The sequence below is a fragment of the Mesorhizobium sp. WSM4840 genome (assembly GCF_055811755.1).
In genome coordinates, this window is the sequence record NZ_JBVVQD010000035.1 from 17,190 (window position 1) to 37,936 (window position 20,747).

General features: G+C 63.8%; 22 protein-coding genes, 1 tRNA gene and 1 pseudogene. 10 read left to right on the forward strand and 14 right to left on the reverse strand.

The window, feature by feature from the left end; genetic code table 11:
• The first annotated feature begins 183 nt into the window (after positions 1–183).
• Positions 184–933 carry a bifunctional 2-polyprenyl-6-hydroxyphenol methylase/3-demethylubiquinol 3-O-methyltransferase UbiG gene (gene ubiG / locus AC0L3I_RS31070; RefSeq protein ID WP_473529458.1) on the forward strand — a complete coding sequence of 250 codons (750 nt, stop codon included), beginning with the start codon at positions 184–186 and terminating at the stop codon, positions 931–933.
• Positions 934–939: 6 nt separating this feature from the next.
• On the opposite strand, the gene AC0L3I_RS31075 is transcribed toward ubiG, so the two are convergent.
• Positions 940–1,869 (reverse strand): DMT family transporter, encoded by a 930-nt coding sequence (locus AC0L3I_RS31075; RefSeq protein ID WP_473489486.1) that lies wholly within the window; start codon positions 1,867–1,869, stop codon positions 940–942.
• Positions 1,870–1,966: 97 nt separating this feature from the next.
• Here AC0L3I_RS31075 and AC0L3I_RS31080 point away from each other — a divergent pair, with 97 nt between their 5' ends.
• On the forward strand, positions 1,967–2,452 hold the full coding sequence (locus tag AC0L3I_RS31080; protein ID WP_473489485.1) for a MarR family winged helix-turn-helix transcriptional regulator: 486 nt from the start codon (positions 1,967–1,969) through the stop codon (positions 2,450–2,452).
• A 4-nt stretch (positions 2,453–2,456) separates the two neighbouring features.
• On the opposite strand, the gene AC0L3I_RS31085 is transcribed toward AC0L3I_RS31080, so the two are convergent.
• The 4 genes and pseudogenes from AC0L3I_RS31085 to AC0L3I_RS31100 all read right to left on the reverse strand — a co-directional run bounded on the left by AC0L3I_RS31085 (position 2,457) and on the right by AC0L3I_RS31100 (position 4,852).
• Positions 2,457–2,882 (reverse strand): DUF1178 family protein, encoded by a 426-nt coding sequence (locus AC0L3I_RS31085; protein WP_473489484.1) that lies wholly within the window; start codon positions 2,880–2,882, stop codon positions 2,457–2,459.
• Positions 2,879–3,760: a carbon-nitrogen hydrolase family protein gene (locus tag AC0L3I_RS31090; RefSeq protein WP_473489483.1), complete on the reverse strand. Its 882-nt coding sequence runs from the start codon at positions 3,758–3,760 to the stop codon at positions 2,879–2,881. The genes AC0L3I_RS31085 and AC0L3I_RS31090 overlap by 4 nt, the downstream gene beginning before the upstream one ends.
• Before the next feature lie 10 nt (positions 3,761–3,770).
• Complete coding sequence (gene grxC, locus AC0L3I_RS31095) at positions 3,771–4,040, reverse strand: glutaredoxin 3 (protein WP_023797293.1); 270 nt, start codon at positions 4,038–4,040, stop codon at positions 3,771–3,773.
• A gap of 27 nt (positions 4,041–4,067) precedes the next feature.
• Positions 4,068–4,852, reverse strand: a pseudogene (locus tag AC0L3I_RS31100) (ComF family protein).
• A 53-nt stretch (positions 4,853–4,905) separates the two neighbouring features.
• Here AC0L3I_RS31100 and AC0L3I_RS31105 point away from each other — a divergent pair.
• A complete protein-coding gene (locus AC0L3I_RS31105) occupies positions 4,906–5,778 on the forward strand; it encodes a methyltransferase domain-containing protein (RefSeq protein ID WP_473489482.1) in 873 nt (290 codons plus the stop codon).
• 33 nt (positions 5,779–5,811) lie between these two features.
• Here AC0L3I_RS31105 and AC0L3I_RS31110 read toward each other — a convergent pair whose 3' ends face one another.
• The 6 genes from AC0L3I_RS31110 to AC0L3I_RS31135 form a co-directional block, all read right to left on the reverse strand.
• Positions 5,812–5,991 carry a Flp family type IVb pilin gene (locus AC0L3I_RS31110; protein WP_123149166.1) on the reverse strand — a complete coding sequence of 60 codons (180 nt, stop codon included), beginning with the start codon at positions 5,989–5,991 and terminating at the stop codon, positions 5,812–5,814.
• A gap of 98 nt (positions 5,992–6,089) precedes the next feature.
• On the reverse strand, positions 6,090–6,437 hold the full coding sequence (locus AC0L3I_RS31115; RefSeq protein WP_473529459.1) for a hypothetical protein: 348 nt from the start codon (positions 6,435–6,437) through the stop codon (positions 6,090–6,092).
• A gap of 120 nt (positions 6,438–6,557) precedes the next feature.
• Positions 6,558–6,980 (reverse strand): (deoxy)nucleoside triphosphate pyrophosphohydrolase, encoded by a 423-nt coding sequence (locus AC0L3I_RS31120; protein WP_473529460.1) that lies wholly within the window; start codon positions 6,978–6,980, stop codon positions 6,558–6,560.
• A complete protein-coding gene (locus AC0L3I_RS31125) occupies positions 6,977–7,756 on the reverse strand; it encodes a GNAT family N-acetyltransferase (RefSeq protein ID WP_473489479.1) in 780 nt (259 codons plus the stop codon). Before AC0L3I_RS31125 ends, AC0L3I_RS31120 begins: the two co-directional genes overlap by 4 nt.
• Entirely contained in the window at positions 7,756–8,997 is a 1,242-nt protein-coding gene (gene argJ, locus AC0L3I_RS31130) for a bifunctional glutamate N-acetyltransferase/amino-acid acetyltransferase ArgJ (protein ID WP_473529461.1), read from the reverse strand. The genes AC0L3I_RS31125 and argJ overlap by 1 nt, the downstream gene beginning before the upstream one ends.
• Positions 8,998–9,115: 118 nt before the next feature.
• A complete protein-coding gene (locus AC0L3I_RS31135; protein ID WP_292213988.1) occupies positions 9,116–9,346 on the reverse strand; it encodes a putative antibiotic biosynthesis monooxygenase in 231 nt (76 codons plus the stop codon).
• Between the two features lie 114 nt (positions 9,347–9,460).
• Here AC0L3I_RS31135 and AC0L3I_RS31140 point away from each other — a divergent pair, with 114 nt between their 5' ends.
• Entirely contained in the window at positions 9,461–10,111 is a 651-nt protein-coding gene (locus tag AC0L3I_RS31140; RefSeq protein WP_473489476.1) for a TetR/AcrR family transcriptional regulator, read from the forward strand.
• Between the two features lie 241 nt (positions 10,112–10,352).
• Here AC0L3I_RS31140 and AC0L3I_RS31145 read toward each other — a convergent pair whose 3' ends face one another.
• A complete protein-coding gene (locus AC0L3I_RS31145) occupies positions 10,353–11,282 on the reverse strand; it encodes a peptidylprolyl isomerase (RefSeq protein WP_473529462.1) in 930 nt (309 codons plus the stop codon).
• A 251-nt stretch (positions 11,283–11,533) separates the two neighbouring features.
• Between AC0L3I_RS31145 and secA the strand changes: the two genes are divergently transcribed.
• The 4 genes from secA to AC0L3I_RS31165 all read left to right on the forward strand — a co-directional run bounded on the left by secA (position 11,534) and on the right by AC0L3I_RS31165 (position 18,280).
• On the forward strand, positions 11,534–14,260 hold the full coding sequence (secA, locus tag AC0L3I_RS31150; protein WP_473529463.1) for a preprotein translocase subunit SecA: 2,727 nt from the start codon (positions 11,534–11,536) through the stop codon (positions 14,258–14,260).
• Between the two features lie 370 nt (positions 14,261–14,630).
• Complete coding sequence (locus AC0L3I_RS31155) at positions 14,631–16,031, forward strand: lipopolysaccharide biosynthesis protein (protein WP_473529464.1); 1,401 nt, start codon at positions 14,631–14,633, stop codon at positions 16,029–16,031.
• Positions 16,031–17,311 (forward strand): GNAT family N-acetyltransferase, encoded by a 1,281-nt coding sequence (locus AC0L3I_RS31160; RefSeq protein ID WP_473529465.1) that lies wholly within the window; start codon positions 16,031–16,033, stop codon positions 17,309–17,311. The genes AC0L3I_RS31155 and AC0L3I_RS31160 overlap by 1 nt, the downstream gene beginning before the upstream one ends.
• Before the next feature lie 360 nt (positions 17,312–17,671).
• Positions 17,672–18,280, forward strand: a complete 609-nt coding sequence (locus AC0L3I_RS31165) for a hypothetical protein (RefSeq protein ID WP_473529466.1) — start codon at positions 17,672–17,674, stop codon at positions 18,278–18,280.
• Positions 18,281–18,404: 124 nt separating this feature from the next.
• On the opposite strand, the gene AC0L3I_RS31170 is transcribed toward AC0L3I_RS31165, so the two are convergent.
• Positions 18,405–18,489 (reverse strand) — tRNA-Leu (locus AC0L3I_RS31170).
• Between the two features lie 272 nt (positions 18,490–18,761).
• On the opposite strand from AC0L3I_RS31170, the gene AC0L3I_RS31175 reads away from it, so the two are divergent.
• Together AC0L3I_RS31175 and AC0L3I_RS31180 are read left to right on the forward strand one after the other, a co-directional pair.
• A complete protein-coding gene (locus AC0L3I_RS31175; protein ID WP_473529467.1) occupies positions 18,762–19,349 on the forward strand; it encodes a YqaA family protein in 588 nt (195 codons plus the stop codon).
• A gap of 57 nt (positions 19,350–19,406) precedes the next feature.
• Positions 19,407–19,925, forward strand: a complete 519-nt coding sequence (locus AC0L3I_RS31180; RefSeq protein ID WP_473489267.1) for a disulfide bond formation protein B — start codon at positions 19,407–19,409, stop codon at positions 19,923–19,925.
• 152 nt (positions 19,926–20,077) lie between these two features.
• On the opposite strand, the gene AC0L3I_RS31185 is transcribed toward AC0L3I_RS31180, so the two are convergent.
• On the reverse strand, positions 20,078–20,635 hold the full coding sequence (locus AC0L3I_RS31185; protein ID WP_029348574.1) for an HNH endonuclease: 558 nt from the start codon (positions 20,633–20,635) through the stop codon (positions 20,078–20,080).
• Positions 20,636–20,747: the final 112 nt, after the last annotated feature.

The window sequence follows — 20,747 nt, forward strand, 5'->3', positions numbered from 1 at the left end:
GACAGATCGCAGTCGGCACCGCCCGGCATCATGAGCACTGCTCTGTCGACAGGCAAAATTGCTGCCTTGACATTCGCTGCCTCGCGACCGACTTCCTAGCGCACCAGAGCGCGATCAGCAAAAGTGATATCCGGTTTTGCGCCCGATCGCGCTCTGAACTTTTGAGTCTGCGGGAGACACGCCATGCCAGAACCCCGACGGTCGACGATCGATGCCGGAGAAGTGGAGCGCTTTTCCGCCCTTGCCGCCGAATGGTGGAATCCGAACGGCAAATTCCGCCCGCTGCACAAGTTCAATCCGATCCGGCTTGCCTATATACGCGACCAGGTGGCGGCGCGCTTCGGCCGCGACCCGCGTGCGGCGCGGCCGTTCGAGGGCCTGCGCTTCCTCGACATCGGCTGCGGCGGCGGGCTGTTGTGCGAGCCGATGGCGCGGCTTGGCGCCGAAGTGCTCGGCGCCGACGCATCCGCCACCAACATCGAAGTGGCCAAGCTGCATGCGGCGGAGGTCGGCGTGACGGTGGATTACCGTGCCACGACAGCGGAGGATCTGGCTGCCGCCGGGGAGAAATTCGACGTCATCCTCAACATGGAAGTGGTCGAGCATGTTGCCGACATCGACCTGTTCGTGGCCAAATGCGGCGAGATGCTCAAGCCCGGCGGTATCATGTTCGTCGCCACCATCAACCGCACGCTGAAGGCGCTGGGCCTGGCCATCATCGGCGCCGAATATGTGCTGCGCTGGTTGCCGCGCGGCACTCACCAGTTCGGCAAGCTGGTGCGGCCAGACGAGCTGGAAAAGGCGCTTGCCGGCGCTGGCCTGACCATCATCGACCGCACCGGCGTCGCCTACAATCCGCTCGCCGACCGCTGGCAGCGGTCGAAGGACATGGACGTCAATTACATGGTGCTGGCGGAGAAGGCACCCGTCTGAACCTTCTCACGCCGCCACCTTCTCACCCGTCTGGCTTTGCGCCTTCGTGGCGATCTGGCTTTGCGCTTTGGTGGTGATGAACACGCCGGCAGTGATGATGGCAGCGCCCGCCCAGGTCAGCAATTGATAGTGCTCGCCGAGAAAGATCGTCCCGGCGAACAATCCGACCGCAGCCGCGACATAGCCGATCTGGCTGAGATAGACCGGGCCGCCGACTGCCTGCAGCCGGAAGAAGAAGGCGAACATCGCCGCGGCTGACGCGACCTGCCCGACGACCACCAGCGGCACGCCGCCGAGCAGGGCGAGCGAACCGCCGCCCTGCAGCGTGAAGATGCCGCAAAGAAGCAGCGCAGCCGATGCCAGATGGCTGCCGACGGCAAGCTCGATCGGTCCGGTCCCTTCGGGCCAGTCGACCGTGCGGTAGATGTTGCCGGCGGCAAGGCTGACCGGGATGAGCAGCCCCACCGCCACCCAGAAAAATTCGGCCGGCTGGCCAGCCTCGCCGCGCGTCACCGCCACCATGACAGCACCGAGGAAGCCGACGGCAATGCCGACGATACCAAGCAAATTGGGACGCCGAACGCCAAGCAGGATCGAAAACACCAGTGTAACCACCGGCGACAGCGTGAACATGATACCGGTGTAGCCGGCGCCGAGATGCGGAATGGCCGAGAACATCAAGAGATTGGGGAAGGCATAGGACACCGCCGCGGTGACGAAGAAATAACGCAGTCTGTGCAGGGTGAGCCGGATGCGTTGTCCGCGCAGCAGCAAGGCGCACAAAAGCACGCTGCCGGCGCCGAGCGAGATGACGAGGGCCCAGACCATGGCCGAAACACCGGCCGCCGTTGCGATCTTGCCGAACGGCAGCGTTAGGCCGAGCAGGCCGCCGGTGACGACCAAAAGGCCGAGCGCTGAATCCCAGAGAAATTTCATAACGAACCTATTGTCTTTGCGGCTCTTGGCCAGCACTGTGTCTTGAGGTAAGATAATGCAAAGATTCTTAACGTCAAGATATTTAACGGTGATATAGATGGATCGCGCCGCGAAGGCCATCGAGCAGTGGAAACGAGAGCGGCCGGATTTGGATGTCTCTCCGATGGCCGTGCTTGGACGGCTGAACGAAGCCTCGTCGCTGATAGCACGAGAACGCCTCGCTCCGCTGTTTGCGCGTTTCGGTTTGCAGTCCGGGGAATTCGATGTGCTGGCGACGCTGCGCCGTTCCGGACCACCTTACGCGCTGACGCCAACCGCTCTCTACGAAGCGACGATGGTGACGTCGGGCGCCATGACCAACCGGCTCGACCGCCTCGAAAAGTCAGGATTGATCATGCGCGGGCCGCATCCCAACGATCGGCGCGGGGTTGTCGTGCAGCTGACCGAAAAAGGTCTGGCATTGGTCGATGAGGCTGTCGCCGCCCACGTCGCCAACGAACACGAGATACTTTCCGGTCTGACGCGCGCCGAACAAGAGACGCTTGCTCGCCTGCTTGAGAAATTGATCGGCAGCGTAACCTAGCCAGTCAGTTGCGGTCGTCGGGGAAACTTGGGATCGGCATGAATTCGACGCCGTCCTCGGCCAGGCTCTTGGCCTCCTCCAGCGTCGCCTCGCCATAGATGCCGCGCGGATCGCTCTCGCCGAAATGGATCTTGCGCGCCTCCTCGGCAAACTTGTCGCCGACATAGTCGGCGTTCTCGCGCACCTTCTCGGCCATCGCCTTCAATTGCGCCAGCGCCTGCTTCTGGGCCGCGCCCATGGCGAGCGCGATCTTCTCTCGGCTGCGCCCGGTGGAGAGGGCCGGTGCCATCAACGCCTTCTCTATTTTGTGCGAGCCGCAGGTCGGGCAGTCGACGAAGCCACGCTTCTTCTGGGTGTCGAAATCGTCGTTGCTGCGAAACCAGCCTTCGAATTCATGCTCGTGGTCACAGATCAGTGAAAAGCGAATCAAGACGCCGCACCCCTGAGACTTTGCGCCTCGACCGGAGTGGCGTTCACGGCGAAGTCGCGTGAATTTTTCAGATTTGGGATTTTCTTGCGGGCAGCGACCGACTGCGCCGGGTCGATCTCGGCGATGATCACGGCCGGCTGGTCATGTGCCGCTTCGGCGACGATGCGGCCCCACGGATCGACGATCAGCGAATGGCCATAGGTCTCGCGGCCGTCCTCGTGCAGTCCGCCTTGCGCCGCGGCGACGACATAGGCACCGTTCTCGATGGCGCGCGCCCGCAGCAGCACATGCCAGTGCGCCTCGCCGGTCTGGCGGGTGAAGGCGGCGGGCACCGAAAGCAGGTCGGCGCCGGCCAGCGCCTCGGCGCGGAAGAGCTGCGGAAAGCGCAGATCGTAGCAGACGGCGAAACCCAGCCTCGCCCCATCGATCCCGGCGCCGCTGATCTCGGTGACGACGGCCTCGGTGCCTGGCTCATAGGCGGCGGATTCGCGCCAGCTTTCGCCATTGTCGAGATCAACGTCGAACATGTGGATCTTGTCGTAGATGGCCAGTGTCGCGCCATCCGGCCCAAACAAAAGCGCACGGTTGGCGAGTTTGCCGTCGGCGCGCAGGATGGCGGTCGAGCCGATATGCAGGAAGACGCCAAGTTCTTTCGCCAGCTTGCGCGAGGTCGAGACGATGATGTCCTTGTCCTCGGACGTGAACGAGGCGGCCCGCGCCTGGCTGTCGCGGATCAGCGCACCGGTCATTTCCGGTGACTGGATATAGGTCGCACCCTGGCCCGCGGCCTCGCGCACCAGCCGCTCCAGATCGACCGCGTTGCGCTCGGGGCTGGTGCCCGAACGCATCTGGATCGCCGCCGCCTTGAAAGTACCCATCGTCATATCCTCAATTCGTCGAGCCATTGGCGAGCAGACGGTCCAGCCGGCCCTCCGCCTCCAGTTCGTGGAGATCGTCGGAGCCGCCGACATGCGTATCGCCGATGAATATCTGCGGAAAGGTCGAGCGGCCATTCGCACGGGAAATCATTTCCCGGCGCAGTTCCGGCGAGAAGGAGGCGTCGTGCTCGGTGTAGGCAACGCCCTTGCGCTCGAGCAGCCGCTTGGCCGCCACGCAATAGCCGCACATCATCCGTGTATAGATCGTCACGTCGACCATCGGTCAGCAATCCTGCCTTTCTTCAATCTATATAGTCGCGGACTCGTCGGCCCGAAAGTCCCCCGGCAGCACGCGCGCAAAGGTCAGCACGTCGACGGTCCCGGCACCGCCCTTCTTCAGCGCCTTGGCGACCGCGCGGACAGTGGCGCCGGTGGTAAAGACATCGTCGATCAAGAGCACCCGGCGGCCGGCGATCTCGATCTCGGCCTCCTCCGGCACTCTGAAGGCGGCACGCACATTCTCCTCGCGTTCCCGCCGCTCCAGCCCGACCTGCTGGCGGGTGAGTTTGACGCGCCTGACCGCCGAGGGCGCAAAAGGCAGGCCACCAAGTTGCGATACCGCCCTTGCCAGTTCCGCCGACTGGTTGAACTGGCGCCTGAAGAAACGCCGCCAGTGCAGCGGCACCGGCACGACCACATCGGCCTCCGCGATCAGTTCGGCACCGGCGCGCAGCATCCAGCGCGCCATCCACGGCGCCAGGTCGGTGCGATCCTGGTATTTCAGCCCTTGCACCATCTGGCGGGCGACACCGGAATAAGCGACCGCGGCCCGCGCGCGCTCGAAGGGCGGCGGGTCGGCGATCGCCTCGGCCGACAGAAACCCTCGCCCATGTGATGGATGAACGGCGTGCCCATCACCGGGCACCATGGCCGCTCCAGGAGCCTGAGCTTCGGCCAGCAGGCGCCGCACAGCACGCCGGGCTGCGAGACATGCCGTCGGCAGCCGGCGCAAACCGGCGGAAACAGGATGCGCGCCGGCCAGTCCAATGCCTTTCGAGCGGTACTCTTGATATCTGGCATTGGATCGGCCACGTGGTTGCTCCTCCGCCACCCTATATCAGACAGCGGAAACCAGGAACCGTCAGTTGCAACCTATAGTCGACACTTCTCTCTGGCTGGCGCACAAGCGCCGGGCGCTCGCCCGACCGACTGCCGGCGCGGATTTCCTGATGCGGCGGGTGGCCGAGGAGCTTGCCGAGCGGCTGGGCGCCGTCGAGCGCAAATTCGACAGAGCGGCCGTGCTGTTTTGCCAGACGCCGGCGGCGGTCGACGTGCTCGCGACAAGCGGCAAGGTGACGGACATCATACGCGTGGAGGCGGACGCTATGTTCCTGGGCGATGCCGCCGGACTGGTGGCGCCGCTGGAGACCGTGCCATTCGAGCCGGAAAGCCTCGACCTCGCGGTGTCTCTTTTGTCCCTTCAGGCAATGAACGACATTCCCGGCATGCTGGTTCAGATCCGCCGCGCGCTGAAGCCGGACGGTCTTTTCCTCGGCGCTTTTGCCGGCGCCGGTACGCTTTCCGAGCTGCGCGAAAGCCTCCTCGCCGCCGAGACCGAGCTTTACGGCGGCGCCAGCCCGCGCGTCATCCCGTTCACCGACGTGCGCGACGCCGGCGCGCTTTTGCAACGCGCCGGCCTGGCCTTGCCCGTCGCCGATGTCGAGACGGTGACGGTGCGCTACGATTCTCTGTTCGGCCTGATGGCGGACCTGCGGGCGATGGGCGAGACCAGCGCGCTCATCGACCGCAGCAGGCGACCGGGCACACGAAGGCTGTTTGCCCGCGTCGCCGAAATCTACGCCGAGCGGTTTTCGGATGCCGATGGTCGCGTCAGGGCGAGTTTTCCGATCGTCTGGATGTCAGGCTGGGCGCCCGACGCCTCGCAGCAAAAACCGCTGAAGCCCGGCTCGGCGAAAATATCGCTGAAGACGATACTGGAAGATCCCGGCGGGCGTTGACCGGATTCTACGGATGCGGCTGGCCGGCCGTGATCACTGCGCGAAAGCGTTCACAAGCTTGCTGGAATTGTCGCTGAACAGCCACGCCATTGCGTCTGCGGCCTGGCCGATGCCGCCTATGATGGCAAGCGACAGCACGGTCACGATCAGCCCATATTCGATGGCCGTCGCGCCGGTCTTGTCTTCCAAAAATCGTTGCAGCACTGTTTTCATGACCGTCGATCCCGCTTGCCGGAACCCTAGCGTCGACCTGTTAAGAAAGGTTAACGGCACAGGCTTAACAGGCGATGAAACGACCGCTTTAAACCATCTCAGCAGTCGCCGCTGCGCTTGCCATTGTCGCGTATCACGCAGATCGAACTGGGCAGCGGCTGCAGCACGCTCCTGCGCAGCGTGTAGGTAACACGACGGCCGATCGAGCCCGTGCTTCCAATCGAGCCTATGCTCCCGACCGATCCTGTGCTCATTCCGTCGAGGCCGCCGGCAAAATGGTCGCGGGCGGATCGCGTCCGGCTGTCGAGCAGGGGCGTCGCGATCAAGGCCAGCGCCACCGCGGCCGAGCCGAACAGCAGCGTGATCCGCAATATGCCCATGCCGGCATGGACAGCGCTGAAGCTGCGGTCGGGTCGGATCGATTCCCAGTCCCTGTCGAGGCTCATGCAGCCGCCCTCCGGCGAAGGCCTGAACACGGCCTTCCCTTCGATTTTCCATGCCGTCAATTTCTCACAGCGAGATAAATCTTCCATTAACGCTGTCTAAATCGGGCAGTGACGGCACAATCACAGAAGATCGATGAGGAACTGGATCAGCGGCGCGTCGGCCGGCGGCATCGGAAAATCGCGCATCTGGCGCGGCCGCACCCATTTCAGCACCTGCCCCTCCTTCGGCTGCGCGATGCCGCGGAAGCGACGGCAGACGAACAGCGGCATCAGCAGGTGAAAATCATCGTAGGAATGGCTGGCGAAAGTGAACGGCGCCAGGCAGGGAATATCGGTCTCGATGCCGATCTCCTCGTACAACTCACGGATGAGGCATTCTTCCGGCGTCTCGCCGGGCTCGACCTTGCCGCCCGGAAACTCCCACAGGCCGGCGAGCTGCCTGCCTTCGGGCCGCTGCGCCAGCAGCACGCGGCCGTCGGTATCGACCAGCGCGCAGGCTGCGACCAGGAGCAGGCGCTTGCCGACAGGGTTCGGGCCGGTCATGCGCCGGGCGGCCGGCGATAATGGTAACGATAGACTTCGTCGAACCCGAGCGAACGATAAAGCGCCAGCGCCGGCGCATTGTCGGCCTCGACCTGCAGCCAGGCTTCCCGGGCGCCGCGCAGCCGTGCCCATTTCAGCGCCGACAGGATGAGGTGACGGCCGTGGCCCTGGTTGCGTACTGATCTGTCGGTGGCGATCTCGAACAGTCCGGCAAGATCGCCATCATGGACGCAGATCAGCGTCGCCAGCGGTTCGGTGCCCTTTTCGAGCGCGAACAGCCCGGCTTCCGGCTGGATGGCGCCGATGATCTCCGACAGGCCCGGCCGCAGCGACACATCCGAGCCGCTTACTTTGAGCGACGCGCCGATGAAGCGGCTGATGTCCTTCAGCGGGATCTGGTCCATGGCAGCGTCCAGCTGGGCGTCTGCCAGCGGCAGCCGCATCACCAGCGATTCGTCGAATGTGCTCCAGCCTTCGGCGTCGAGATGTTTGGAAAGGACCGGCCCCGACAGCGGCGATATGCGGAAGGTCAGCGGCCTGCCATAGGCGTCGAAACGGCGGCTGGCGCGGCCAATGCGCTCGGCAATGTGCTGGATGTCGCCCGGATCGAGCGGGTTGACCGAATTCAGCCGCTTGGCCGGATGACCCGCCGTCAGCCGCACCACCCAGGTGCCGTCATAATGGACCGCCGCCGCCGGCCAGGCGCGAAAGCCGGCCGCCTCATAGCGGCGCACGATGGCAAGCACGCTTGCCGGATGTCTGGAAACCAACGCCATCAGCTCCGATAATCGCCGTTGATGGCGACATACTCCTTGGTGAGGTCGCAAGTCCACACCGTCGCCTTGCCGCGGCCGATGCCGATATCGGCATGGATGCGGATCTCGTCGCGCTTCATGTAGGCCGATGTCGCCTCCTCGGAGTAGGCGGCGTCGCGCTCGCCCTCATGCGCCAGCCTGATATCGCCGAACCAGATCGACAGAAGGTCGCGGTCGGCCGGTTCACCGGCCTTGCCGATGGCCATGACGACGCGACCCCAATTGGCGTCCTCGCCGGCCACCGCCGTCTTGACCAGCGGCGAATTGGCGATCGACAGCGCGATGCGCTTGGCCGAGCGGGCCGATTTCGCGCCGGTGACGGTGACCTCGACCTGTTTTCGCGCGCCCTCGCCGTCGCGCACCACTTGCAGCGCCAGCGATTTCAGCACCTTGCCGAGCCCGCGGCGGAAGGCGCCGAGGCGCGCATCCCCGGCATCGGTGACGTCAGGCGCGCCGCGCCTGGATGCCGTGCCGGTGGCGAACATCAGCAGCGTGTCGCTGGTCGAGGTGTCGCTGTCGACGGTGACCGCATTGAAGGTCTTGGCCGTGCCGCGCGACAAAAGATCCTGCAGCACTGGGGCTGCGATCGGCGCATCGGTGGCGATGAAGGAGAGCATCGTCGCCATGTCGGGCGCGATCATGCCGGCGCCCTTGGCAATGCCGTTGATGGTGACGTCGGCGTCGCCGAGTTTTACCGTCGCGGTCGCCAGTTTCGGATAGGTGTCCGTGGTCATGATCGCCTTGGCGGCTTCGGTCCACAGATCCGGCCTGCCCTCCTTGACCAGTCCGGCGAGCAGGTGGCTGAACTTGCCGGCATCCAGCGGCTCGCCGATGACGCCGGTCGAGGCCAGAAACACCTCGTCCGGCGTGCAGCCCGCAGCCTTGGCTGCAGCCTCGCCGGTCATTGCCGTGGAGGCTCGGCCCTTGTTGCCGGTGAAGGCATTGGCGTTGCCGGAATTGACGACCAGGACGCGCGCCTTGCCTTGCGCAAGATTCTGCCGGCAGAAATCGACCGGCGCCGACGGACATTTCGACCTGGTGAACACGCCGGCGACCGTGGTGCCGGCATCGAAGACCATGGCGAGCAGGTCGGTGCGGTTCTTGTACTTTATCCCGGCCTCGGCAGTGGCGATGCGGACGCCCTCGATGTCAGGCATTTTAGGATATTTTTTCGGCGCGAGCGGCGAAATCGTGGCTGACATGAAGACCTCGGGCGGGAAAATCGCAAGCGGAACGCCGGTTTGCCCGATAGCGGGCGCCGGCGCAAGGGCGTTTTCCCGACCGTTGCGGACGACACCGAACTGCCGCACCACGCTTACCTCACTGGGCAGGATTGAGGAACCGTCGGAACATCTTCTGCACGCCCGGAATGAGCCCCCAGATCATGATCGCGACCATCAGCGGCGCGATGACCAGCGTGCGTTGCCATATCTCCCACTCTTCGGTCAGCGGGAACACCACATAGAGGATGGCGGTGATCAGCGGATAGACGCCGGCAAGCACCAGCAGCGCAAAGCGGAGGCGCGAGAAGCGGGCGGCGGTCGAGGTCATTGGCCTTCTCCTTATCGTTACGAAACGTTCCGTTATATAAAACGGACCGTTCCGTTTCGTCAAGAGAGGTCGTATATGCATGTTGAGGAAACTGTCGATAAGGAAAAAAAGCAGATGGCTGAGGACGCAGATCGGACCCGCAAATCAATTGGCGCGCGACGCAACCCCGACAGCGCCGACGCCATTCTCGACGCCGCCGAGGCGGTGCTGGTCGAGGCCGGTTATTCCGGCTTCTCGATCGAAGCGGTGGCGCGGCGGGCGCGTGCGGGAAAGCCTACGATCTATCGCTGGTGGCCGAGCAAGGCCGCTTTGCTGTTCGACGTCTATCAGCGGCTAAAGCGCGTCGAAAATCCCGATACCGGAAACCTCGAGGATGATCTCGTCGGCTTCCTGAAGAACCTGTTCTCGCACTGGCATGATACGTCGTCAGGCAGCGTCTTCAGATCGCTGATCGCCGAGGCGCAGTCGGATGCGACCGTGGCCGCCGTGCTTGTCGAATACACCAAAGGACGCCATGCCCATACCGGCCAGATGATCGAGCGCGCCAAGGCAAGAGGCGAAGTGGCGGCCGACGTCGATGCCACGCTCGTCGCCGACCTGGTCGCCTCCTTTGCCTGGACGCATCTTTTGACCAATCGCCTCGACGAAGACGAAACGACGCTGCGCAAGGCGGTTGGATATGTGGTGAAGGGCATAGCCGCTGACGATGCCGGCTCGCTCGACGCCGCGGCGGTCCGGCGGAGGCGTCGACGCATCGTAGGATAGGGCGATCTCGGCGCCGCGCTTCTTCCCTTCTCCCCTTGTGGGAGAAGGTGGATTGGCGCGAAGCGCCAAGACGGAAGAGGGGTGCTGGACGGAGTGCGGTCGGTGCCAAGCGGAACACCCTCATCCGACCGAGCGGAGCCTGTCCTCGGGCTTGCCGGAAGACCCGTGGGCTCGGCCACCTTCTCCCACAAGGGGAGAAGGGAAGTACCGACGACCCCGCCTGCCCTAGCCTCGCCCTCGCCTACTTGGTGTTTTCCAGCGCGTCGACCGTCTTCTTCAGCTTCTCGTCCGGGATCTCGACCTTGGCCTCGGCGCGCAGCGACTTGACCAGCGCGATGTATTTGTCGCGGATGACCGCCTGACGGGCCTGGTCCTTGACCTGGTCGAAGGCCGGCGGCTGCTTGGCGCGCTTGTCCTCGACCTGGATGACGTGCCAGCCGAACTGCGACTGCACCGGCTGTTCGGTGTATTTGCCGACCGCCAGCGCAAAGACCGCCTTGTCGAACTCCGGCACCATCTGGCCGGGTCCGAACCAGCCGAGATCGCCGCCGCTGGTCTTGCCGCTCGGATCGCTGGTGTGCTCGTTGGCGAGTTTCTGGAAATCGGCGCCGCCGTCGAGCTGCTTGATGATCGCATCGGCCTCTTCCTTCGATTTCACGAGGATGTGACGGGCATGCACCTCGTTGCTCGGCGGCGTGTTGGCGATTTCCTGGTCGTAGCGGGCGCGAACCTCGGCATCCGTAACCTTGCCGACGACATCCTTCTCGACCATTTCGCCATGCAGCGCGCGCTGCTGCAGGAACGCCATGCGGCGCTGGAAGTCGGGATCCTTGTCGAGGCCGGTGGTGACCGCCTGGGCAGCCATGACCTTGATCTCGATCGCCGCCGAAAGTGCTGCGGCGCGGCGCTGTTCGGGCGGCATCTGCGCGAACTGCTGCGACAGCTCGCCTTCGGCAAGCGCAAGGTCTGCCTCGGTCAGCGTCTGGCCGTTGATCGTGGCGACCACGGCGTTCGGATCGACCGGCGCCGGTTGGGCGGGGGCGGCCGGTTGGGCCGGGGCTGGTTGGGCAGGCGCGGTGTCCTGGGCCATCAGTGGCGACAGCGACAAAGCCGACAGCCCGAATGCCAGGCCGAGGCTGGCGAGCGACGCGCGGCGGAACAATAAGGACATACGATTAACTCCAATAGGGGATAGCTAGAGCGGGATGGCTTCCAGACCAGCCAGATTGTGGCGGAATTTGGCACGGTCGTCAGGACGAGGGCGCCGTTGACATCGATTGAGCCCCCTCTTATCTGTCCAACGACTTTGCGTCCAGAACCGTTTTCCGGGCGCTTTTTGCGTTTGTCCGCGTTTCACGTGGATTTGATGGGGCCGCCGGCACCCGTCGCAACGACTTGGAATGCTATCGAAAGGACCATTGAATGGTCAGTTTTGGCGGTCTCGCCCGTAAGGTTTTCGGCTCCTCCAACGATCGCCGGGTCAAGTCGACCCGACCGCGCGTCGAAGCGATCAACGCCATGGAAAACGAGATGCGGGCGCTCTCCGACGCCGAGCTGACCGCCCGCACGGAAAAATTCCGCCAGGACGTGGCCAACGGCGCCAGCCTCGATGATCTCTTGGTGCCGGCCTTCGCCACCGTGCGCGAAGCGGCGCGCCGCGTGCTCGGCATGCGCCCGTTCGATGTGCAGCTGATCGGCGGCATGGTGCTGCACAATGGCGGCATCGCCGAAATGCGCACCGGCGAGGGCAAGACGCTGGTCGCCACGCTGCCCGTCTATCTCAACGCGCTCGCCGGCAAAGGCGTCCATGTCGTCACCGTCAACGACTATCTTGCCACGCGCGACTCCGAATGGATGGGCCGCGTCTATAAATTCCTCGGCCTTACCGTCGGCGTCATCGTCCATGGCCTGTCCGACGAGGAACGCCACGCCGCCTACGCCGCCGACGTAACCTACGCCACCAACAACGAGCTCGGCTTCGACTATCTGCGCGACAACATGAAATACGAGCGCAGTCAGATGGTGCAGCGCGGCCACAGCTACGCGATCGTCGACGAGGTCGATTCTATCCTGGTCGACGAGGCGCGCACGCCGCTGATCATTTCCGGTCCGCTCGAGGACCGCTCGGAAATGTACAACACCATCGATGCCTTCATGCTGAAGCTCGAGCCGGCCGACTATGAGATCGACGAGAAGCAGAAGACCTCGATCTTCACCGAGGAGGGCACCGAGAAGCTGGAAAACCTTTTGCGCGACGCCGACCTGCTCAAGGGCGAGTCGCTCTACGACGTCGAGAACGTCGCCATCGTCCACCACGTCAACAATGCGCTGAAGGCGCACCAGCTGTTCCAGAAGGACAAGGACTATATCGTGCGCAACGGCGAGATCGTCATCATCGACGAATTCACCGGCCGCATGATGCCGGGCCGCCGCTATTCGGAAGGCCTGCACCAGGCGCTCGAAGCCAAGGAGCATGTGGCGATCCAGCCGGAGAACCAGACGCTCGCCTCCGTCACCTTCCAGAACTATTTCCGCCTCTACAAGAAGCTTGCCGGCATGACCGGCACGGCGCTGACCGAGGCCGAGGAATTCGGCAACATCTACAATCTCGACGTCACCGAGATCCCGACCAATCTGCCGGTGATCCGCACTGACGAAGACGACGAGGTCTATCGGACCGTCGAGGAGAAATACAAGGCGATCGTCAAGGAGATCAAGGAAGCCCGCACCAAGGGCCAGCCGACCTTGGTCGGCACCACCTCGATCGAGAAATCCGAGTTGCTGGCCGCGCGCCTGCGCAAGGAAGGCTTCACCGATTTCGAGGTGCTGAACGCCCGTCACCACGAGCGTGAGGCGGCGATCGTCGCCCAGGCGGGAAAACCCGGCGCCATCACCATTGCCACCAACATGGCCGGCCGCGGCACTGACATCCAGCTCGGCGGCAATGCCGACATGCGCATCGCCGAGGAGCTTGGCGACATGCCGGCTGGTCCCGAGCGCGAAGCCAGGGAAAGGGAAATCCGCGACGACGTCGCCCGGTTGAAGGAAAAGGCGCTGGCCGCCGGCGGCCTCTACGTGCTCGCCACCGAGCGCCACGAGTCGCGCCGCATCGACAACCAGTTGCGCGGCCGCTCGGGCCGCCAGGGCGATCCCGGGCGGTCAAAGTTCTTCCTGTCGCTGCAGGACGATCTGATGCGCATCTTCGGCTCCGAGCGCATGGACGGCATGCTGCAGAAGCTCGGCCTCAAGGAAGACGAGGCGATCATCCACCCCTGGATCAACAAGGCGCTGGAAAAGGCGCAGAAGAAGGTCGAGGCGCGCAACTTCGACATCCGCAAGAACCTGCTGAAATATGACGACGTCTCGAACGACCAGCGCAAGGTGGTGTTCGAGCAGCGCCTTGAGCTGATGGACGGTGAAGGCCTGTCGGAGACCATTGCCGAAATGCGCGAGGGCGTCATCGACGAGATCGTCGCCAAGGCCATTCCCGAAAACGCCTATGCCGAGCAGTGGAACGTCGCCGGCCTCAAGGCCGAGGTCGCCGAATTCCTCAATCTCGACCTGCCGATCGAGGACTGGGTCAAGGAAGAGGGCATTGCCGAGGACGACATCCGCGAGCGCATCACCGAGGCCGCCGACGCCGCCGCGAGGGACCGCGCCGAGCGCTTCGGCCCCGATGTGATGACCTATGTCGAGCGCTCGGTGGTGCTGCAGACGCTCGACCATCTGTGGCGCGAGCACATCGTCAACCTCGACCATCTGCGCTCGGTCGTCGGCTTCCGCGGTTATGCCCAGCGTGACCCGCTGCAGGAATACAAGGGCGAGGCTTTCGAGCTGTTCCAGGCGATGCTCGGCAATCTGCGCCAGGCCGTCACCGCACAATTGATGCGCGTCGAGCTGGTCCGCCAGGCAGCCGAAGCGCCGCCGCCCGAGACGCCCGACATGTTCGGCAGCCATCTCGACGGCACCACCGGCGAGGACGATTTCGGCGAGACCGGACTTCTGGTCCGCCAGGAGGCCCACGCAACCGTCGCCCCCGAAAACCGCGATCCGCAAAACCCCGCCACCTGGGGCAAGGTCGGCCGCAACGAGGCCTGCCCGTGTGGGTCGGGGAAAAAGTACAAGCATTGCCACGGAGCGTTCGCGTAAGGCGCCGCTTTTCCTTCTCCCCGTTCACGGGGAGAAGGTGCTCGGAGGGCGGATGAGGGGCGGCGTTGACGTCGGCGATTAGCCAATCTCTCCACCTGTGGGGGAGATATCAGGCGACCAGAGGCGGCGCTGTCCCGCCGACACCGGAAATGGGCCTTCAGCTCTTATTTTCTTTCCATCAGCTGGCCTGTCGTTTCGTCGCGCTCTGCCGCGAACGGTGAACATGGCACAAAGCCATGGCGCCGCCCCTCATCCGCCTGCCGGCACCTTCTCCCCGTGAACGGGGCGAAGGAGAGCTCACCCAACCGTTTCTTAATGTGTTCTCGCTAGACCCAGACCCGAAAAAGAGGCGGAAAACGGAGAGTATTGGGTGCGCTTTTCCGCGGCGACGACAGCCGGGCGGTTCCTGCCGCAGCGCCTTGCGCTGCGCGTAAAGCCGCTGCTTGGCCGTATCGACGCCGTGCTGTTCACCGCCGACGAGCGCGGCGAAGCCGGCCGCATGTCGCTGATCGCCTTTTCCATCCGCATCGTCAGCGCCGTCATCGCCTTCGCCAGCCAGGTGCTGATGGCCCGCTGGATGGGCTCGTTCGAATACGGCATTTTCGTCCTCGTCTGGGTGACGATGGTCATCGTCGGCAATCTCGCCTGCCTCGGCTTCCACACCTCGGTCATCCGCTTCATTCCCGAATACCGCGAGCGCAACATGCTGGCCGAACTGCGCGGCATCGTGCTGACCAGCCGCCTGTTCGTGCTGGTTGCCTCGACCGCAATCGCCGGTCTCGGCGCGCTCGGCGTCTGGCTGCTGTCGCCGTTTATCGAAAACTACTATGTCGTGCCGTTCATCCTCGGCCTCATCTGCATGCCGATGATCGCCATGTCGGACCTGCTGCAGGGGCTGGCGCGGGCCAACTCATGGGCGCTGTTTGCGCTGGCGCCGACCTATCTGGTGCGGCCGGTGCTGATCCTGGCGCTCATGGCGCTGATGCTTGTGGTCGGCTTTGCGCCCGACGCCAGGACAGCGATCTTCGCCTCTATCGCCGCCGCCTATGCCACCACGCTCGGCCAACTCATCGGCATCACCACGCGCATCGACAAAAAAATCCCGGCCGGGCCGATGAAGGTGCATTTCGCGCAGTGGTTCGTGGTGTCGCTGCCGATCTTCCTGGTCGAAGGCTTCTTCTTCCTGCTCACCAATGCCGACGTGCTGATGGCCGGCGCCTACATGAGCCCCAACGACGTCGCCGTCTATTTCGCCACGGTGAAAACGCTGGCGCTGGTGCATTTCGTCTATTTCGCGGTCAAGGCAGGCGTCGCCCAGCGCTACGCGCAATTCACCCATGGCGAGCCGGAAAAACTCGCCGCCTTCGCCCGCGAAACGGTGTCGTGGACGTTCTGGCCGTCGCTGTTGATGGCGCTGCTGGTGCTGGTGCTGGGCGAGCCGATGCTGAGCTTGTTCGGCCCCGAATTCGTTGCCGGCTATCCGCTGTTGTTCCTGCTGGTCTTCGGCGTTGTCGCCCGCGCCGCCGTCGGCCCCTGCGAAAGCCTGCTCACCATGAGCGGCAACCAGAACATCTGCGCCGCCGTTTACGCCATGACGCTGGTCTTCAACATCGGCCTCAATTTGGTGCTGATCCCGCTTTTTGGCTTGTGGGGCGCGGCAATGGCCACCGCCTTCGCGATGATCTTCGAGGCCGGCGCGCTGTCGTTCACGGTCTGGCGCAGGCTCGGCATCGTCATGGCCATTTTCGCAGCCGCCGAAGGGGCCGCGTGATGGCCGCCATCCCGTTGCTCGAGGAAACCAGCGGCGGCCCGGCCGGCGCCATGGTGTCCGGCCTCGCAGGGCTGGCCCGCGAAGCCGATCCCGCCCATATCGAACTCTTGGCCAACGACCGGCCCGAGCGCAAGCTGGCGATCTACCCGGCTTCCGCCGGCTTCGACCTGGTCGAGGAACTCGACTATCTCTGCACCCGCACGATCGAGCCCAACGTCTTCTTCAACCCGCGCTTCCTGGCCCCCGCCATGCCGCGGCTGGAAGACCGCGAGGTGCGGCTGGCGGTCATCCGCGACGGCGACGAATACCGCAACCGGCTGCGCCTGCTGGTGCCGTTCTCGGTGGAGCGGCCGGCGATGCCGCTCGGTGTACGGGTCATGCGCACATGGTCGAGCCCGTTCGGCCCGATCGGCACGCCACTGGTCGACCGTGACGATCCCGTCGGCGTCATCGAGGATTTCTTCTCGATGCTGTCGCGGCCGCATCTCAAGCTGCCTAAAGTCTTCATGCTGCCCGACATCCGGCTCAACGGCCCGGTGGCCAGCCTGCTGGCCACCGTCGCCGAGACGCGTGGCCTGACGCTGGTCACCACCGGCAAGGCCGAACGCCCGATGCTCGAAAGCGAGATCGACGGCGATGACTATCTGAAGGCCTCGCTGCGCTCGCACCACTATCGTGAGTTCCGCCGCCTGAAGCGCCGCCTCGCCGACCTCGGCAGGCTGGAGCATCTGGTGGCGCGCGGACCGGAAAATATCCGCCATGCCATCGAACGCTTCCTGACGCTGGAAGCGGCAGGCTGGAAAGGCCGCGAGCGCACCGCCATGGCCATCGACCGCTACCGCGCCGCCTTCGCCCGCGAGGCCGTGCACCGGCTGGCCGAACGGGATCTGTGCCGCATCCATTCGCTGACGCTCGACGATCGCACCATCGCCAGCCTGGTCGTCTTCGTCGAGGCCGGCGTCGCCTACACCTGGAAGACGGCCTATGACGAGACCCTCGCCGCCTATTCGCCGGGCACGCTGTTGATGATCGAGGTGACCGGGCAGCATCTCGACGATCCCAACATCATGATCACCGATTCCTGCGCCGTGCCCGACCATCCGGTGATGAGCCGGCTATGGACGGAGCGCAGGCCGATCGGCACGCTGGTCATCGGCCTGACGCCGGACGCCGACCGCCTCGCCCGCCAGGCGGCGTCGCAGCTTCACCTCTACCGCGAAACCCGCAACATGGCGCGCCTGCTGCGCAACCGGATGAAGAGCTTGCTGGGACGGCGGTAGCGTTGGCGGTCCTGCTAGGGATCTGGTTTGACAGGTCGGGCCAATAGCCGAAGCATCCCTCCACTTCTTCATCCCAGGGCGGAGCAAGGAGCGAAGCGACGCGGCGCAGACCCTGGGATGACGAAGGCGCGGTGGGACTTAGCTAATCACCAGACGTTGGAGATTGGCAGATGGAGGCCGGTCGGCAGCGACCGTCGACAGTCCCCTTCAGGCTCAGTCGAAGACCAGAGCCTAGGTCGTGAGGATTAATTCTCACAAGCAGCGGAAAGGATTAGCATCGGCGATCGGCCGCGCAACCAGCATCATTGCCGCCTCGGTCCTGCACGGCAGAACGGCAGAACAAAAAACTGGGAGGAATGCATGACGAAAACCACTTACCTCAGGCGTCGCAGTATTCTCGCTTTGACCGGCCTCATCGGCGCCTGCCTGACTGCCGCCGCAGCTCAGGCCGCCGAGCCCGGCAAGGTCGAGATCGATGCCCTGAAACAATCGCTATCGAAGTACGAAGACTACAAGGCCGCCATTCGCGACCTCTATCTGTCGACGGTCGGATGCGTTTATTACAGCGGCGAAAAAGTGGCTGGAGCTATGGATTACCCGAAGGGCGCGATGGGCATTCATTTCGTCAACGTCGCGAGCGTCAGCCCGACACCAGATCCAGCGCGCCCCAATGTCCTTATCTATGAGCCGGTCGACGGCGGCTTGCGCCTGGTGGCCGTGGAATGGCTTGTTCCGCTGACGCCCGACACCAAAGAGCCGCCGAAACTCTTTGGACAGACGTTCCAGGGGCCGATGGAGGGGCATTATCCGCTTATTCCGGTGGAGTTCTACCATTACGATCTTCACGTCTGGCTGTTCAAGGACAACCCGCTTGGAATGTTCAGCCCGACGAACCCCGACGTGAAATGCGACAATTACGCGTTTCCGATGCCGGAGCAGCCGACCAAGATGGTGCCGGGGCCGATGTGATGGCGACCTGAGCTACGGAGCCCGATCTAATCAGGAAGCACCGGCCTGGGCCTGAATTATGGTTATCCCAGGATGTTCCTGGGATAACATTCAACCGAGCATTCAAGGCGTCTCGGGTGGAAAATGGTGCCCCTAGCCGGGATCGAACCAGCACTCCTTGCGGAACTCGATTTTGAGTCGAGCGCGTCTACCAATTCCGCCATAGGGGCTCAGGCCGGGCGGCCTGGATGGGCGCGGACTATACGGTTGGAGGCCTGTTCGTCAACTGGCCAATTCCCGACATGCGGCCTTCGCTCGGCCACGGCCTTTCGATTTCGTGAAGCGGCGGCCATTGTGCGGCGCCAAAAATCTTTCTAGACAGGCAGCGCATTGAGGCGCGTCGCGTCTGGAGAGATTCATATGGCGCGCTTTTGGTCTTTGTTTTTATGCATTGTCATACCAAAACCGCTGCGCATTTTGGGTGAGTGCATCAGGAGTGCCAATGCTTCGCGGACTTTATGACTGGACCTTGTCGCTGGCGGCAAAGAAATCCGCCGAATGGTGGCTGGCCATCATCGCTTTCGTCGAAAGCTCGGTGTTCCTGGTGCCGGCCGACGTGCTGTATCTGCCGATGGCGCTGTCGCGGCCGGATCGCGCCTATCGCTACGCGCTGGTCGCCACGCTGGCTTCCGTTCTGGGCGGTATCGCCGGCTGGTACATCGGCCATTATGCCTACGACACGGTGGCGCGGCCGATCCTCGAATTTTACGGCAAGTATGACGACTTCGAGACGCTGCGTGTTTCGTCGGGCGTCGGCTTCATCATCCTGATGCTGGTCACCTCCGGCCTCGCCCATCTGCCGCCGATCAAGGTGGTGACGATCCTGTCCGGCGTCATCGGCGTCAATCTCCTGCTGTTCATCGCGCTGGCGATCGTGGCGCGCGGCGCCCGTTTCCTGTTCCTTGCCTGGCTGCTGCGCCGCTATGGCGAACCGATCCGCGAGTTCATCGAAAAGCGCCTTGGCATGATTGCGGGCGCCGGCGCCGCTGCCCTGATTTCGCTCTATATCGTCGTCAAATACGCGTTTTAGAGCAAGGATGTTCGAATTGACCATCCTTTGCCCTGAGCGAGAACGGACGGTAGATCGATGACAGCGACCGTGAATGCCGACACTGGACGCCAGCGCTTGCGAACGGCGGTGTTTCTCGCCGTCGCCATGGCCGCCACCGTCGGCTCGGCGCTGGCCTTCCAGTATCTGGGCGGCTACATCCCCTGCAAGCTCTGCCTGGAGCAGCGCACCCCCTACTACATCGGCGTGCCGCTGATGCTGGTTGCAGTGCTGTCGTCGGCTCTGCGCTGGCCGGCTTGGCTGACGCGCGGTCTGCTGGCGGTCGGCGGGCTGCTGATGGCCTACGGCGTCTATCTCGGCGTCTATCATTCCGGCGTTGAATGGGCGTGGTGGCCGGGGCCGACCGATTGTGCGGCGGCGGCAGGACCGGTGGACACCGGCGGCAAGGGCGTGCTCGACGCGCTCGACAAATTCGTCCCGCCCTCCTGCGACAAGGCGGCTGTGCGCATCCTCGGCCTGTCGCTGGCCGGCTGGAACGCCATCGCCAGCTTTGTCCTGGCTGTCATCGCCTTCCGCGGCGCCTTTGCCCGCGACTGAGCTGCACAGCGCAGAGTTCGTCCAGAAATTCGTCAGGCCGGAGCGCATGACGTGGGTTTCGAGAACCGGAGCGGAGCGTACTTACAGTACGTGAGCACCGGAAGCGCAGAAAGCTGCGTCAGGCGACCGGCATGGCGGATTTCTGCCGAACTCTATGGTTCGAGTTCGACATCCCAGTAGAGATAATCCATCCAGCTTTCATGCAAATGGTTGGGCGGGAACAGGCGGCCATTATTGTGCAGATCATGCACCGTCGGCTGGTAGGGCTTCTGCAGCGGCCACATCTTGGCGTGAGCCGGCATCATGCCGCCCTTCCTCAGATTGCACGGCGAGCAGGCGGCGACGACATTCTCCCACGTCGTTGCGCCGCCGCGATGGCGGGGAACGACATGGTCGAAGGTCAGATCCTCCGGCGTGCCGCAATACTGGCACTGGAAACGATCGCGCAGGAACACGTTGAAGCGGGTGAAGGCCGGATGCCGCGATGGCTTCACATAGGCCTTCAGGCTGACGACGCTCGGCAGCTTCATCGAGAAGGTCGGCGACGACACGGCGTGCTCATATTCGGCGACGATATTCACCCGCTCGAGGAACACCGCCTTGATGGCGTCCTGCCACGACCAGAGCGACAGGGGGTAATAGCTGAGCGGACGGTAATCCGCGTTCAGCACCAGTGCTGGAAGCCCATCCGGAGATACGGCAACCGTCACGTCATTGACCTCCTTGGCTCTCGAACCTGTCGGCGCGGATACTGTAAGCCCGACATGACAGGGATGTGAAGCGGCTTGTCGATCAAACGCAGCGCTAAAAATGCAGGATTTT